This window comes from Bradyrhizobium sp. SZCCHNS30572 (assembly GCF_032484415.1).
GTDB lineage: Bacteria > Pseudomonadota > Alphaproteobacteria > Rhizobiales > Xanthobacteraceae > Bradyrhizobium.
In genome coordinates this window covers 491,122-506,574 of sequence record NZ_JAUESY010000007.1, presented here as the reverse complement: position 1 = coordinate 506,574, position 15,453 = coordinate 491,122, and the positions used below count along the sequence as shown (strand labels likewise).

General features: G+C 65.5%; 13 protein-coding genes. 5 read left to right on the top strand and 8 right to left on the bottom strand.

What is annotated here, in order from left to right; translation table 11 throughout:
* Positions 1–5: 5 nt before the first annotated feature.
* The 6 genes from QX048_RS22075 to QX048_RS22050 all read right to left on the bottom strand — a co-directional run bounded on the left by QX048_RS22075 (position 6) and on the right by QX048_RS22050 (position 6,206).
* Complete coding sequence (locus QX048_RS22075) at positions 6–806, bottom strand: alpha/beta hydrolase (RefSeq protein ID WP_315753918.1); 801 nt, start codon at positions 804–806, stop codon at positions 6–8.
* 18 nt (positions 807–824) lie between these two features.
* A complete protein-coding gene (locus QX048_RS22070) occupies positions 825–2,222 on the bottom strand; it encodes an NAD(P)(+) transhydrogenase (Re/Si-specific) subunit beta (protein ID WP_315717562.1) in 1,398 nt (465 codons plus the stop codon).
* A 45-nt stretch (positions 2,223–2,267) separates the two neighbouring features.
* Positions 2,268–2,585, bottom strand: coding sequence for a proton-translocating transhydrogenase family protein (locus QX048_RS22065; protein WP_315717563.1), 318 nt, complete (start codon positions 2,583–2,585; stop codon positions 2,268–2,270).
* An 11-nt stretch (positions 2,586–2,596) separates the two neighbouring features.
* Positions 2,597–3,724 carry a Re/Si-specific NAD(P)(+) transhydrogenase subunit alpha gene (locus QX048_RS22060; protein ID WP_315753919.1) on the bottom strand — a complete coding sequence of 376 codons (1,128 nt, stop codon included), beginning with the start codon at positions 3,722–3,724 and terminating at the stop codon, positions 2,597–2,599.
* A gap of 140 nt (positions 3,725–3,864) precedes the next feature.
* The gene (locus QX048_RS22055) at positions 3,865–4,017 is read right to left on the bottom strand and encodes an aa3-type cytochrome c oxidase subunit IV (protein WP_316175050.1); all 153 of its coding nucleotides are present in this window, start codon (positions 4,015–4,017) and stop codon (positions 3,865–3,867) included.
* A 206-nt stretch (positions 4,018–4,223) separates the two neighbouring features.
* Positions 4,224–6,206 (bottom strand): M3 family oligoendopeptidase, encoded by a 1,983-nt coding sequence (locus tag QX048_RS22050; RefSeq protein WP_315826703.1) that lies wholly within the window; start codon positions 6,204–6,206, stop codon positions 4,224–4,226.
* A 120-nt stretch (positions 6,207–6,326) separates the two neighbouring features.
* Here QX048_RS22050 and QX048_RS22045 point away from each other — a divergent pair, with 120 nt between their 5' ends.
* From QX048_RS22045 to QX048_RS22035, 3 genes are all read left to right on the top strand, one after another.
* Positions 6,327–7,820 (top strand): sigma-54 dependent transcriptional regulator, encoded by a 1,494-nt coding sequence (locus tag QX048_RS22045; protein WP_315717567.1) that lies wholly within the window; start codon positions 6,327–6,329, stop codon positions 7,818–7,820.
* A gap of 386 nt (positions 7,821–8,206) precedes the next feature.
* The gene (locus QX048_RS22040; RefSeq protein ID WP_315826750.1) at positions 8,207–10,264 is read left to right on the top strand and encodes a murein L,D-transpeptidase; all 2,058 of its coding nucleotides are present in this window, start codon (positions 8,207–8,209) and stop codon (positions 10,262–10,264) included.
* A 271-nt stretch (positions 10,265–10,535) separates the two neighbouring features.
* Positions 10,536–12,191, top strand: a complete 1,656-nt coding sequence (locus QX048_RS22035) for a DUF882 domain-containing protein (protein WP_315826702.1) — start codon at positions 10,536–10,538, stop codon at positions 12,189–12,191.
* A 168-nt stretch (positions 12,192–12,359) separates the two neighbouring features.
* Here QX048_RS22035 and QX048_RS22030 read toward each other — a convergent pair whose 3' ends face one another.
* Positions 12,360–12,635, bottom strand: coding sequence for a DUF2312 domain-containing protein (locus QX048_RS22030; protein WP_008961835.1), 276 nt, complete (start codon positions 12,633–12,635; stop codon positions 12,360–12,362).
* A 290-nt stretch (positions 12,636–12,925) separates the two neighbouring features.
* The gene (locus tag QX048_RS22025) at positions 12,926–13,228 is read right to left on the bottom strand and encodes a DUF1244 domain-containing protein (RefSeq protein ID WP_315717569.1); all 303 of its coding nucleotides are present in this window, start codon (positions 13,226–13,228) and stop codon (positions 12,926–12,928) included.
* Positions 13,229–13,422: 194 nt separating this feature from the next.
* On the opposite strand from QX048_RS22025, the gene QX048_RS22020 reads away from it, so the two are divergent.
* Together QX048_RS22020 and pyk are read left to right on the top strand one after the other, a co-directional pair.
* On the top strand, positions 13,423–14,019 hold the full coding sequence (locus tag QX048_RS22020) for a DUF1036 domain-containing protein (protein WP_315717570.1): 597 nt from the start codon (positions 13,423–13,425) through the stop codon (positions 14,017–14,019).
* Positions 14,016–15,452, top strand: a complete 1,437-nt coding sequence (gene pyk / locus QX048_RS22015) for a pyruvate kinase (RefSeq protein WP_315753929.1) — start codon at positions 14,016–14,018, stop codon at positions 15,450–15,452. Before QX048_RS22020 ends, pyk begins: the two co-directional genes overlap by 4 nt.
* The last annotated feature ends 1 nt before the right edge of the window (position 15,453 follow it).

Genomic DNA, 15,453 nt, shown 5'->3' with positions numbered 1-15,453 from the left:
GGACGTTACGGATTGTCGATGAAGCTCTTTGCCGTCTCAGTCGCACCGAAAAGATCCAGGTCGTTATGTCCGCCGCCGGGAAACCGTACGAAGCGCTTGGGGTCATGCGCAAGTGCGAACAATCGTTCCCCGAAGCGGATCGAAATCGCCGGATCCCGTTCGCCATGCATGATCAGCAGCGGCACATGCACATTGGCGATGCGCTGGTCGGAATGGAAGCTGTCGCGCATCAGCAGGCTGACCGGGACGACCCTGAGCATCGCGGAGGCGACGTCCACGGTCGACGTATAAGGGGCTTCGAGGATCAACTTGGAGATCGGGTGCTCCGTCGCGATGGCGGTGGCGACACCGCTGCCGAGGGAAAAGCCCCAGGCGACGATCCGTCCCGCCTCGTAGCGCTCTGTCGTGAACGCATAGGCGACTGCGGCATCTTGCAGCAGCCCGGGCTCACTGGGACTGCCGCTGGACCCCGCATAGCCGCGATAGGAAAGCGCAACGAGACCGGTACCGTCGGCCGTGAGCGCCTTGAAGCGCGACGCCACGCCGGCAAGAAAATCGCCATTGCCCGGGAAGTACAGAACGACCTTGCGGCCCGGCTTCGCCGGCACATGCCAGACGATGACCCGCTCGCCATCGGCCGAGGTCAGCACATGCTCCTCAGCCTGAGGAAACCCGGCTGCAGCCGGTGCCGTGCGGCCGACCGGCGGAATGGGAAACAGCATCGCACGCTGGCGGACGAACAGGGCCGCAAGCACGATGCCGTAGACCGCCGCCAGGACGATCAGGAGCCATTTCAGAAACGTCATGGCTCCCGACGCCGTGGGCTACATGCCCTTGACGATGTTCTCGGTCATCTTCTTGGCGTCGCCGAGCAGCATCATCGTGTTGTCGCGGTAGAACAGCGGATTGTCGATGCCGGCATAGCCCGAGGCGAGCGAGCGCTTGATGAACATCACGGTGCCGGCCTTCCAGACTTGCAGCACGGGCATGCCGTAGATCGGCGAGGACTTGTCCTCCTCGGCCGCCGGATTGGTGACGTCGTTGGCGCCGATCACGAAGGCGACGTCGGCCTGGGCGAATTCCGAGTTGATGTCCTCGAGCTCGAACACCTCGTCGTAGGGAACGTTGGCTTCGGCGAGCAGCACGTTCATGTGGCCGGGCATGCGGCCCGCGACCGGATGAATCGCGTATTTCACCTCGACGCCTTCCTTCTTCAGCGTGTCGGCCATCTCGCGCAGCGCGTGCTGCGCCTGGGCGACCGCCATGCCGTAGCCGGGGACGATGATGACCTTGGAGGCGTTCTTCATGATGAAGGCGGCGTCGTCGGCCGAGCCGAGCTTGGCCGGCTTCTGCTCGCCTGTCGCCCCGCCGGCCGCTGCGGTCTCGCCACCGAAGCCGCCGAGGATGACCGAGATGAAGGACCGGTTCATCGCGTGGCACATGATGTAGGACAGGATCGCACCGGACGAGCCGACCAGCGCGCCGGTGATGATCAGCGCCGAATTGCCGAGCGTGAAGCCGATGCCGGCCGCGGCCCAGCCCGAATAGGAATTCAGCATCGAGATCACGACCGGCATGTCGGCGCCGCCGATCGGGATGATCATGAGCACGCCGAGCGCCAGCGCCAGCAGCGTCACCATCAGGAAGTCGAAGCCGCCGCCGGTCATCACCAGGCGGACCACGAAGAAGACGAGCGCGACCGCGAGCGCAATGTTGATGATGTGGCGCGCCGGCAGGATGATCGGTGCACCGCTCATCCGCGCGGACAGCTTGAGGAAGGCGATGACCGAGCCGGTGAAGGTCAGCGCGCCAATGGCGACGCCGAGCGACATTTCGACCAGGCTCTGCGGATGGATGTTGCCGGGCGTGCCGATGTCGAAGGCTTCCGGCGCGAAGAACGCGCCGGCGGCGACCAGCACCGCGGCCATGCCGACCAGCGAATGGAACGCCGCCACGAGCTCGGGCATCGACGTCATCGGCACCCGGCGCGCAATCACCGCACCGATACCGCCGCCGATCGCAACGCCGAGGATGACGAGCACCCAGGCGATCGCATCCGCCGGTGGATGCCCGGCCAGGGTGGTGGCGACCGCAATCGCCATGCCGGCCATGCCGAAGAAGTTGCCTTGCCGGCTCGAGGCCGGGCTCGACAGCCCGCGAAGAGACAGGATGAACAGCACACCTGCCACGAGATAAAGGAGTGCCGACAGATTGGCGTTCATTGCAGATGCCCCGTTGTGCCTGTCATCCCGCGTCGTGCGGCGTTGTTACCTGGACTTCTTCTTGTACATCGCCAGCATGCGCTGGGTGACGAGGAAGCCGCCGAAGATGTTCACGCAGGCGAAGATCAGCGCGACGAAGCCGAACGCTCGCGCCAGACCGCTGCCGCTCGAGAGCATGGGAACGCCGACCGCCAGCAGCGCGCCGACCACGATCACCGAGGAGATCGCATTGGTCACCGACATCAGCGGCGTGTGCAGGGCCGGCGTCACCGACCACACCACGAAGTAGCCGACGAACACAGCCAGCACGAAGATCGACAGCCGGAAGACGAAGGGGTCGACGGCTTGGACGACATGTTCCATGGCTCTGCTCCTTAGGCCTTCGGCTGGAAGTTCGGGTGGACGATGGCGCCATCCTTTGTCAAAGCCGTGGCCTTGACCAGCTCATCGTCCCAGTTGACCGCCAGTGTCTTTTCCTTCTTGTCGATCATCGTCTCGATGAAGGAGAACAGGTTGCGGGCGTACAGGCCGGAGGCGGACGCTGCGACCCGGCCGGCGAGATTGGGGTAGCCGATGATCTTGACGCCGTCGATCTCGACAGTCTCGCCGAGCTTGACGCCCTCGACATTGCCGCCACGCTCGACCGCGAGGTCGACCAGGACCGAGCCCGGGCGCATCGACTTCACCATCTCCATGGTGACGAGGCGCGGCGCCGGACGGCCGGGGATCAGCGCGGTTGTGATGATGACGTCCTGCTTCTTGATGTGTTCCGCCGTCAGCGCCGCCTGCTTGGCCTGGTACTCCTTGGACATCTCCTTGGCGTAGCCACCGGCCGTCTGCGCGTTCTTGAACTCCTCGTCCTCGACCGCCAGGAATTTGGCGCCGAGGCTCTCCACCTGCTCCTTGGTGGCGGGGCGCACGTCGGTGGCGGAGACCATGGCGCCGAGCCGGCGCGCGGTTGCGATTGCCTGCAGGCCGGCGACGCCGACGCCCATCACGAAGACCTTGGTCGCCGGCACGGTGCCGGCCGCAGTCATCATCATCGGGAAGGCGCGACCGAACGCCTCGGCGCCCTCGATCACGGCGCGGTAGCCGGCGAGGTTCGCCTGGCTCGACAGCACGTCCATCACCTGGGCGCGGGTGATGCGCGGCATCAGTTCCATCGCGAACGAGGCAATGCCGGCATCGGCCATCGCCTTGAGCGCGGCATCGTTGCCGTAGGGATCCATGATCGCGAACACCAAGGCGCCACGCCGGTAGTTGGCAAGCTCGGAGGCTTCCGGCCGCTTCACCTTGATGATGATGTCGGCGTCCTTGAGCGCATCGGCGCTCACGGTTGCGCCCGCCGCCGTGAACTCCGAATCCGGCAGGCCGGATTTGATGCCGGCGCCGGGCTCGACCGCGATCTCGGCACCCAACGCCTTGAACTTCTTCACCGTGTCGGGAGAGGCGGCGACCCGCGGCTCCAACGGGTCGATTTCCTTGGCGACGGCAATCTTCATGAGGCCTCCGGCGCGAATGCGCGCGCGAGCTTTAAGAGGGCGGGACGTCCATGGGCTACAGCGTGACGCCTGGTCAGCAATCGGCTTCGGCAGTCAGCTGAAGGCCCGCCAGCGGGGATGCCGGCGGGCCGATCGCGACATTAAGCGAGGAAAATAGCCATCAAGATGACGATGAGAGCGACGCTGATCGTGCCGTACTTCACCAGCCTGATGAAGCCCTCGTAGGTGGCCTCATGCGCCAGATAGTCGTTGCCGTCAGCCGTCGAGTAGGCGATCTCGCCATGGTTTGCCATCGGGGTCCCCCAGAGAAAATATGCTTTGTTAAGGTCGCATACCCCAAAGCCGATGCAAGGGCAACGGCTGGCATGCAAGGCAGTTTTATCACCTTTTCCGATCGCCCTATTGGCAGGGCCAATTATCACGGATCCAGCGTGTCAGGCTGGCCTCGCTGACCTCGCCGGCGCGCCTCTTCGACCCGTTCAACACATGTTATACGCCCCTACCCCATCCGCTCCAGCTCGTCGATCATCCCGGCGATGACCGAGAGACCACCGTCCCAGAACCTGGGGTCCTTGGCGTCCAGCCCGAACGGGGCGAGCAGCTCCGAATAGTGCTTGGTGCCGCCGGCCGCGAGCATCGCCAGATAGCGCTCGGCGAACCCCTCGGCGGCATGCTCGTAGACGGCGTAGAGCGAGTTCACGAGGCAGTCCCCGAAGGCATAGGCGTAGACGTAGAACGGCGAATGGATGAAGTGCGGGATGTACATCCAGAAGTTCTCGTAGCCCGGCTTGATCTCGATCGCCTCGCCGAGGCTCTCGGTCTGCACCGACAGCCAGATCTGTCCCAGCCGCTCCGCGGTCAGTTCGCCGTTCTTGCGCTCGGTGTGGACAGCACGCTCGAACGAATAGAACGCGATCTGCCGCACCACCGTGTTGATCATGTCCTCGACCTTGCCGGCGAGCAGCGCCTGGCGCTGCCTCGCGTCCTTGGTCTCGGACAGCAGGCGCCTGAAGGTCAGCATCTCGCCGAACACGCTCGCGGTCTCGGCCAGCGTCAGCGGCGTCGGCGCCATCAGCGCACCGTTCTTCGCTGCCAGCACCTGGTGCACGCCATGACCGAGCTCATGCGCGAGCGTCATGACGTCGCGTGGCTTGCCCTGGTAGTTCATCAGCACATAGGGATGCGCCGAGGGCGTGGTCGGATGCGAGAACGCGCCCGGCGCCTTGCCCGGCCGCACCGGCGCATCGATCCAGCTCTGGTCGAAGAAGCGCTGGGCGATGTCGGCCATCTCGGGCGAGAAGCCGCGATACGCCGTCAGCACCATGTTCTTGGCCTCGGGCCAGGCGATGGTGGCATTGGCGGCGAAGGGCAGCGGCGCGTTGCGGTCCCAATGCGCGAGCTTCTTCTTTTTGAACCAGCGCGCCTTGAGCTGATAGTAGCGATGCGACAGCTTCGGATAGGCCGCGCGCACCGAGGCCACCAGCGCATCGACCACCTCGCGCTCGACGCGATTGTTGAGATGGCGCGAATCCGCAACGTCCTGGAAGCCGCGCCAGCGGTCGGAGATGTCCTTGTCCTTGGCGAGCGTATTGGTGATCAGCGCGAAGGTTCGCTCATTGGCCTTGAAGGTCTTGGCCAGCGCCTCGGCGGCGGCCTTCCGCTTGGCGCCGTCACGGTCCTGCAGGAAATTCAGCGTCGGCTCGATCGCAAGCTCCTTGCCACCGACTTGAAACCGTAGACCGGCGATGGTCTGGTCGAACAGCCGGTTCCAAGCCGAATAGCCGGTCTGCGACTTCTCGTGGAACAGCTGCTCCACGCGATCCTCGAGCTGGTACGGCTTGTCCTTGCGCAGATCCTCGATCCATGGCCGGTAGTGACCGAGCGCGGGCGTCTCTATCGCGCGCGCGATCACGGCATCGTCGATGCGGTTGAGCTCGAGCGGAAAGAACAGCAGGTGCGTCGACGCGGCCGTCAGGCGCTCCGAGATGTCGCCGTAGAATTTCGAGATCGCAGGATCGACGCTGTCGCCGGCATGCGCGAGACCCGCGAAGGAGCCGAGCCGTCCGGCGAGGTCGTCGATCGCCTCGTAGCGCCGCACGGCTTCTGCGAGCCATTCGCCACCGTCTTCGCGCGCCACATGCTCGGCAAGCTTGCCCTTGTAGTCGGTCTCAAACGCGACGCATTCGGCATCCATCTTCGCGAGATCGTGAGCGATCTCCGGCGCGTCGATGCCCATATAAAGATCGCCGAGATTCCATTCGGGCAGCGTCCCGATCCCCGTCTTGGCCGCGACCACCTTCTTCGCCGGCTTTGCAGACGATTTGGCCGTCGCGCCACGCTTGGTCTTGGCGGCTGCCTGCTTCGACGGAGTCTTGACGACGGACTTCTTGGCCGGCTTGGCCTTGGCAGTCTTTGACGCGGTTTTGGGCGGAGGAGCAGCTTTGGTCGGCTTGCGAAGGGCAGAAGAGGCGCGCGAGGTCATCGGATGGGTAACCTGTTGTTCGAACGTTTATCCCGATCAGCGAGGTTTAAGGTTGCGTTAATCGGCGTCGGCGAGAGTGCCCCGATTCGAGACAGATAGTCGTAGCGTGCAAGGAAAGCCATGGCTGCCAGCATTTTGATTGCCGATGATGATCCGGTCCAGCGCCGGCTGGTGGAGAACATGGTGCAGAAATGCGGCTACGAGGCGGTCGTCGTCGAGACCGGCGACGCCGTCATCGAGAAGCTGACGAATCCTGATGCCGGCCCCATCGACGCCATCGTGCTCGACCTCGTGATGCCCGGCCTCGACGGCATGGGCGTGCTCTCCAAGATGCGCGAGACGGGGATCTCGATACCCGTGATCGTGCAGACCGCGCATGGCGGCATCGACAACGTGATCTCCGCGATGCGCGCCGGCGCGCAGGATTTCGTCGTCAAGCCGGTCGGCATCGAGCGGCTCCAGGTCTCCCTGCGCAATGCGCTCAATACCTCGGCCCTGAAGGGCGAATTGCAGCGCATCCGGCACAGCCGCGAGGGGCGCCTGACCTTCGCGGACATCATCACCCGCGCCGAGGCGATGGCGCCGATCCTGCGCATCGCGGAGAAGGCCGCGGCTTCGTCGATTCCCGTGCTGATCGAAGGCGAATCGGGCGTCGGCAAGGAGCTGTTCGCCCGCGCGATCCACGGCACCAGCGAGCGCAAGACGAAGCCGTTCGTCGCCGTCAATTGCGGCGCGATCCCGGACAATCTGGTGGAATCGATCCTGTTCGGCCACGAGAAGGGCGCATTCACCGGCGCGACCGAGCGTCACATGGGCAAGTTCGTCGAAGCCCATGGCGGCACGCTGTTCCTCGACGAGGTCTCGGAGCTGCCGCTCACCGCCCAGGTCAAGCTGCTGCGCGCCCTGCAGGAGGGCGCCGTGGAAGCCGTCGGCGGCCGCAAGCCGGTCAAGGTCGACGTGCGCATCATATCGGCGACCAATCGCAGGCTGCTAGACCGCGTCAAGGAAGGCCACTTCCGCGAGGATCTCTTCTACCGGCTGCATGTGCTGCCGCTCACCGTTCCGCCGCTGCGCACCCGCCGCGAGGACATCCCGCATCTGTTGCGGCATTTCCTCGCGCGGTTTGCGGCTGAGGAGAACCGCGCCATTTCGGGCATCACCGGCGAGGCCGTCGCCTATCTGACCAAGCTCGACTGGCCCGGCAATATCCGCCAGCTGGAAAACGCGGTCTACCGCGCCGTCGTCATGGGCGAGAGCGACCAGCTCGGCGTTGCCGATTTTCCGCTGATTCCCACCCACGCGCCGCCGGTGGAGCCTGCGCCGGCCCTCACCGTGGAGCGGCCCGTTCCTCCCCTGCCTGCGATGGTGCCGGGGAGTGAAGTCCCCATTGCCCCCCTGCCCTCGCATGGGTTCCTGCCGCTGCTCACCGCAAGCGGCGAGGTGCGGCCGCTCGAGGAGATGGAGCATGAGATCATCCGTTTCGCCATCGCCCATTACCGCGGCCAGATGTCTGAGGTGGCGCGCCGCCTCAAAATCGGACGCTCGACGCTCTACCGCAAGCTCGACGAAGCCAATGGCGAGACGCCCGCGACGGAAAGCCCGCCGCTCGGCTGAGCCGCTCGGATCCTCACCATGGTCGCGCTCGGCTGTCGTCCGAAAAAGGCCGCAAGTCTTGGCAACACTGGAACATCTGAACCGTTGCCTTGCGGTGACAGACAAAGGAAATAACGCGTGGCACAAACGCACGATCGGTTTGGCCGGGGTTTCCCAAGAGTCAGTTTGTCGTGAGTTGTCCCGTGTGGCGCTGGCCGCAGAAGTGGGGCTTGAGTATCGTTTGGGCGTGAATCATTGCGTGCAGACGTGAACCATCCTCACCGGCGGTACCGACGCCGAAGCTGGCAGATCGACCTTGTTACACCTGTTCCAGCCGGGACAGATCATCCGAGGGATTGACGATGCGAGATTGTGTGACCACCCGTGGCGGATATGACCGCGTGCTCATGGCTGTCGCGGCGACCTTCCTCGCGGTGTCCTCGACCTCTGCTTTCGCCCAGAGCGATCCGCCCCGCAGCAGCGCGGCCGAGCTCGCCATCGATGCTGCGATCCCGTTCCCCGAGCCGGCCAACGTGCCGCCACCGACCGCCAGCGACTTCAAACTCGACACCACCGCCACCGTGTCGCCCGACCCGGCCAAGGCGCCGGAGACGACGACCAAGCCGCTCGACTCTGCCGCGGCGCCTGCGGCCGATCCCGCCAAGACCATCGCCACGCCGCCTGCAGCAGCCCCTGCGACCGCGACAGTCCCAGAGCCGGTCAAGGCCGCCAGCACCGTTCCCGCCGCCGATCAGCCGGTTGCCGACCGTCTGCGCGACCTGATGGCGACCAAGGCGACAAGGTATTTCGACCGCAAGGCCGAACGCGCCGCCGTCGAGAAATTCTACACCGGCCGCGACTACGCGCCGATCTGGACCCAGGGCGGCAACCTGACGGCCGCCGCGAAGGGCGTCATCGCCCGTCTCAAGGATGCAGCGGCCGATGGCCTCAATCCCGGCGACTATCCGGTGCCGGACTTCGCGGCCGCAGCCTCCGCACCGGACGCACTGGCGGAGGCCGATCTCAGGCTCACCGAGAGCATGATGGACTACGCCCGCCAGGCGCAGAGCGGCCGCATGCACTGGTCGCAGGTCTCGGCGGACATCCAGTATCCCGAGCACCCGATCGACCCGAACGAGGTGCTGGCCAACGTCACCGGCGCCAAGGACGCCTCCGCGGCGCTGGAGAGCTACAACCCGCCGCACCGGCTCTACAAGCTCTTGAAGGCCAAGCTTGCCGAGCTGCGCGGCGTCACCGACGGCGCGCCCGTCATCATCGACGAAGGCCAGCCGCTGAAATACACCCCGGCCCGCGGCAAGAATGCGCAGGAAGCCGAGGCGCAGATGTCCGACCCGCGCGTGCCCAAGCTGCGCGCCAAGCTCGGTCTCACCGAGAATGCCGACGACATCCGCTACGACGCCAAGGTCGCCGCCGCCGTCCGCAAGTTCCAGGAGAGTGTCGACCTCAAGCCGACCGGGGTGCTCGACGACCGCACCGTGAAGGCGCTGAACACGCCCAAGCGTGACAAGCAGATCGATACGGTCCTCGTCAACATGGAGCGCTGGCGCTGGTTGCCGCGCGACCTCGGCGCGCCTGCGATCGGCGACGCCTATGTGATCCTCAACATTCCCGACTACACGCTGAAGGTGATGCAGCACGGCGCGCAGGTGTGGACCACCCGCGTGGTGACCGGCAAGCCCGGGCAGCATGCGACGCCGCTGCTCAGCGAGACGATGAAGTTCATCACGGTCAATCCGACCTGGAACGTGCCGCCGTCGATCATCTACAACGAGTATCTGCCGGCGCTGCAGCAGGACCCGACCGTGCTGGACCGCATGGGCCTGCGGCTGGAGCGCGCGCGCGACGGCTCGATCCACATCTCGCAGCCGCCGGGCGAGGCCAACGCGCTCGGCCGCATCCGCTTCAACTTCCCGAACAAGTTCCTGGTCTATCAGCACGACACGCCGGACAAGAACCTGTTCGCCCGTGACGAGCGCGCCTTCAGCCACGGCTGCATGCGCGTGCAGTATCCGGATCAGTACGCGTCGGTGCTGCTCAACATCACCATGCCGAACGAGCGCTACACGCCAGAGCGCATCCGCAGCATGTACGGCCGGAGCGAGATCGACCTGAAATTCCCGACGCCGATCCCGGTCAACATCACCTACCAGACCGCCTTCGTCGACGATGCCGGCAAGCTGCAATTCCGCAAGGACATCTATGGCCGCGACGCCACCATGATCGCGATCCTGAAGAACAACCGCGGCAAGGATCTCGAGAACGTCGTCGCCCACGCCCAACCCAGCTACGCGCGTCCGAAGGGGGCGCTGCCGAACTCGGTCAGCCTCAGCGACAACAGCTTCTCCTCTGGCCCGAACTTCTTCGAGCGTCTGTTCGGTGGCGGTGGCCCGCCGACGCCGCCGGCGCCGGTCGGCCGTCCTGCCCGGCGGGTATTCACCCGCTGATCAGGCCGCCAATCACGGTCACAATTTCCGTTTGGAGATCAAAGGCCTCGCCGATCGGCGGGGCCTTTGCTTTAGGTTAACCACAAGGATCAACCAAGATTCGATGGCTCTTTTTCGCCACACTCAAGAGTATATGTTAAGGGTAATTGGGGGGCGGGCCGGTCAGTATCCCTTAACCATCCCGCCTTAGGTAAGCGTTTCCTCTCTCTTCCGCCGGACGGGCCGCAAGAGGGTAATCGAGTAAACGCTCGTCGACGGGGTGGGCTGCATCTTGCTGTCTGTTTTCGCGCGCCAATCTGTTTCGCTCACGAGGGCGGGTTGGAAGGCTGGATGCCAATGCGGGCTGGCGGCGCTGCTGCTGCTCATCGGCGCCGGCTCGGTGCATGACGCAGCGGCGCTGAATGAAACCCACACCCTCTCCTTCCACCACACCCATTCCGGCGAGGACCTGACGGTCACCTTCAAGCGCGAGGGCCGCTATGACGAAGACGCGCTGAAGAAGCTCAATCACTTCCTCCGCGACTGGCGTACCCAGGACGAGACGGTCATGGACCGCCGCCTGTTCGACATCCTCTGGGAAGTCTATCGCGACGTCGACGCCAAGCAGCCGATCCAGATCATCTCGTCGTACCGGTCGCCCGCCACCAATTCGATGCTGCGCCGTCGCTCGGCGCATTCCGGTGTGGCGCGGCACAGCCAGCACATGCTGGGCCACGCGATGGATTTCTACATTCCCAATGTGCCGCTGGAGCAGATCCGCTTCGCCGGCCTGCGCCTGCAGCGCGGCGGTGTCGGCTTCTATCCGACCTCCGGCTCGCCTTTCGTGCACCTCGACACCGGCAACATCCGGCACTGGCCGCGGATGACGGCTGACCAGCTTGCCCGCGTCTTCCCGGACGGAAAGACCGTTCACGTGCCGAGCAACGGCGTTCCGCTCAAGGGCTATGAGCTGGCGAAGGCCGAGATCGAGAAACGCGGCAATGGCGATGACGCGTCGTCCAGCCGCCCCAACCTGTTTGCACGGCTGTTCCGCGGTCGTCCGAGCGAGGATGACGACGAGTCTGGCGAGAGCGAGAGCAAGGCCGACGCCAAACCGGTCCAAACCGCGGCACTCGCCGCCAAGCCGGCTGACAAGAGCTCCGACAAGGACAGCCGGACCGCCGAGCGAGCGGTGGACAGCAAAGCCGCCACCGCGCGTGGCAAGATCGCCAATGCGCTGCAGTTGGCCTCCGCGGATGCGCAATCTGCCGCTCAGCCCGTGGCGACCAGGCCCGAGACGAAGTCCGAAACGACGGGCGCTGTCGGCAGCAAATCCAGGGACGGCGCGCCGCAGAGCGTCGCCGACATCATCAATTCGCGCGGCTTCTGGGGTGACAATCCTGGGACGCCGAAGCAGGCAACCCCCGAGCAGGTTGCCGCGATCACGGCGCGCCGTGCGCTGTCGTCGATCGATCAGCAACAGACGGCGAGCCTGATGCAGGCCATGGCCTTCGCGCCCCCGGCCTCCTCTCCGCTCGATCGCGCCAATGCCGCCTCCACGACCGCCATCCCGGTGCGAAACTCCCGCCCGGCGACCCGCAGCGTCACGCCGGCGCCGGAGCCCGCCCCGGTGGCCGCGAAGAACGGGCAAGGTCAGGACGGCGCCATCACGATGGCGACGCGAATCTCCGCGGCCAAGGGCCCCGATTCGACCTGGATGCGGGCCATCATGCTGACGCCGAGCGCATCGTCATCGATGTCCGTGACGAAAATGGGCGAGGTCGACCTCACCGTGATGCGCAGCTATTTCGTCAAGCCGCAGGTCGCGCTGACGATGAGCTTCGCCGCCGAGCCGACGCCGGGACTGAGCTATGACCAGTTCACAGGGCCGGCGATCATCAAGCTCGAAACCAAATCCTTCGCCATGCGCGCCGCAGCCTTGCGCTGACGCCGAGGCGGCCGGCTTCGTCGTTCTCCTCAGCATTGACGCGTTTGGAGTGCGGCGTCGATCGCCGCAGCACGCGCATGCCGCCGGCGCGCCGAGCCGAATCGCGAGAAAGCGAATGCCCCGTCAGGGGCCGGCGGAGGTCTCCTGCTGGTGAGCGAGGCCGGCTGCTCAGATCATTCCGAGCGCCTGCATATAGGTCTCGAGGATGCTTTCCTCTTCCTGGCGCTCGTTCGGGTCCTGCTTGCGCAGCCGGATGATCGTGCGCAGCGCCTTGACGTCGAAGCCATTGCCCTTGCTCTCGGCGTAGACGTCCTTGATGTCTTCGGAGATCGCCTTCTTCTCCTCCTCGAGACGCTCGATCCGCTCGATGATCGACTTGAGCTGGTCTACGGCAAAGCGGGTCGCGGGCGAGTCGTCGTCCTTCGCGGCGGCGGAGGTGGCCATCTGATACTCCTGAGTGGAACTCTGTGTCCAAGGAAGGCGCCAAAGGGCGCTGCGTGTTCGCCGCGAACCCTCAAATCTGGCGTGCCCTGCGTCAAGGCGACATCGACCTCATCCACAGAGCGCCCACATCTTGTTGGCCTGCGCAGCGTCAAGCCCGCGCAAGCCGCCCGCGCCACTTGTGTTTCGTCGCCATCGCGCGCAGCACCCGATTCGCCGTTCGAAGCCCCTGCCAAGTCTGGACTCGCGCGCGCAGGGCAACACAGCGCGTCTCCTGCGCGCTCGTTCCGGATTCAGTGGCCCGGATGCGCCTTCTTGAACGCTTCGTGCTGCTCGGCGCTCGCCTCGCGCTGGTACTTCGCCTTCCATTGCTCGTAGGGCATGCCATAGACCGCCTCGCGGCTCTCGTCCCTGGTCATTGGCGCCCCCTGGGCGTCGGCGGCGTCCTTCAGCCAGTTGGAGAGGCAGTTGCGGCAGAAGCCTGCCAGGTTCATCAGATCGATGTTCTGAACGTCGGTTCTGGTCCGCAGATGCTCGACGAGCCGGCGAAAGGCGGCGGCTTCGAGCTCGGTCCGGGTGGTGCTGTCCATCGTCATCTCTTTGTTCCCTGTTCCGCGCCGTGACGGATGTCTGCTATATAATGAGGCTTCGTCGCAGATTTGGCCATATCGCAGCACCGTCAGGAGGAGCGAGGCGCTGGATCGCAGCGGCTTCGCACGAGATCGTCATGGCGTTGATGGCCGCAGCCAAGCCCAGCGACATCGTTCAACGGTTGATATAGCGTCGCGCAATGATCCCGAAAATCTCCTCTCTCTTGCATCGCAATCCCTTCCGCCCCGGTTACGGACTGCTTTCGCTGCTTGGGTTGGCCGCGCTCTGCCTGTGGTCGTCCCCGGCGGCCGCCGATTTTCGGCTCTGCAACAACACCTCCAGCCGGGTCGGGATCGCCCTCGGCTACAAGGACGCCGAAGGCTGGACCACGGAAGGCTGGTGGAACGTGTCGTCACGCAGCTGCGAGACGCTGCTCAAGGGCACGCTGGTGGCGCGCTATTATTACATCTATGCGCTGGACTATGACCGCGGCGGTGAATGGTCGGGACAGGCCTTCATGTGCTCGCGTGACAAGGAATTCACCATCAAGGGCACCGACAATTGCCTGGCCCGAGGCTTCGACCGCACCGGCTTCTTCGAGGTCGACACCGGCGACCAGCGTGCCTGGACCGTGCAGCTCACGGAGGCCAATGAGCAGCCGGCGCAGCAGCGCGTTCCGGGTATCCCGGGCACGCTCGGGCCCGGAGGCAACGTCCCCGGTCTGCCGAATGGGCCGCAGGGCACGCCGCCGGCGGCCGCGCCGGCCCTGCCGCCAGGGCAAGCACCCAAGCCATGAGGCGGCTGCGACGCATCAAGATCCTCGCCACGCTCGGTCCCGCCTCCTCGGACAGCACGATGATTCGCAAGCTGTTCGAGGCCGGAGCCGACATCTTCAGGATCAACATGAGCCACACCTCGCACGACAAGTTGCGGGAGCTGGTGGCCACGATCCGCAGCGTGGAGGCGAGCTACGGCCGCCCGATCGGCATTCTGGTCGACCTCCAGGGCCCGAAGCTCAGGCTCGGCACCTTCGCCGAGGGCCCGGTTCAGCTCAACAACGGCCAGAGCTTCGTGCTCGATTCGGACAAGACGCCGGGCGATGTGACGCGGGTCCACCTGCCGCATCCGGAAATCCTGGCCGCCCTGCAGCCGGGACATGCGCTGCTGCTGGATGACGGCAAGGTGCGGCTGATCGCCGAGGAGACCTCGCCGACCCGCGCCGTCACCCGGGTCGTGATCGGCGGCAGGATGTCCGACCGCAAGGGCGTGAGCCTGCCGGACACCGACCTGCCGGTCTCGGCGATGACGCCGAAGGACCGCGCCGACCTCGATGCAGCCTTGAACGTCGGCATCGACTGGATCGCGCTGTCCTTCGTGCAGCGTGCAGACGACGTGCTGGAAGCCAAGAAGATCATCCGCGGCCGCGCCGCGGTGATGTCCAAGATCGAGAAGCCGCAGGCGATCGACCGGCTCAACGACATCATCGATGTCTCCGATGCCTTGATGGTGGCGCGCGGCGATCTCGGCGTCGAGCTGCCGCTGGAGCGCGTGCCCGGACTGCAGAAGCAGATGACCCGGCTGGCGCGCCGCGCCGGCAAGCCGGTGGTGGTGGCAACGCAGATGCTGGAATCGATGATCCAGTCGCCGGTGCCGACCCGCGCCGAGGTCTCCGACGTCGCCACCGCCGTCTATGAAGGCGCCGACGCCATCATGCTGTCGGCCGAGTCGGCCGCCGGCAAATACCCGGTCGAGGCGGTCTCGACCATGAACCGCATTGGCGAGGAGGTCGAGCGCGACGTGGTCTATCGCTCGGTGATCGCGGCGCAGCGTCCCGAGCCGGAATCGACCGCGGGCGATGCGATCGCCGAGGCCGCGCGGCGGATCGCGGAAAATCTCGATCTTCCTACGATCATCTGCTGGACCTCGTCCGGCTCCACCGCCATCCGTGTCGCGCGCGAGCGGCCGAAGCCGCCGGTGGTCGCGATCACGCCCAATCTGGCGACCGGGCGCCGCTTGTCGGTCGTCTGGGGCGTGCACTGCGTGGTGGCCGAGGACGCGCGCGACCAGGACGACATGGTCGAGCGCGCCGGCTCGATCGCGTTCCGCGACGGGTTCGTCCGCGCCGGACAGCGCGTCATCATCGTCGCCGGCGTGCCGCTCGGCACGCCCGGCACCACGAACATGGTGCGGATCGCCTATGTCGGGCCGTCGAGCGACGCCCATATCTGAG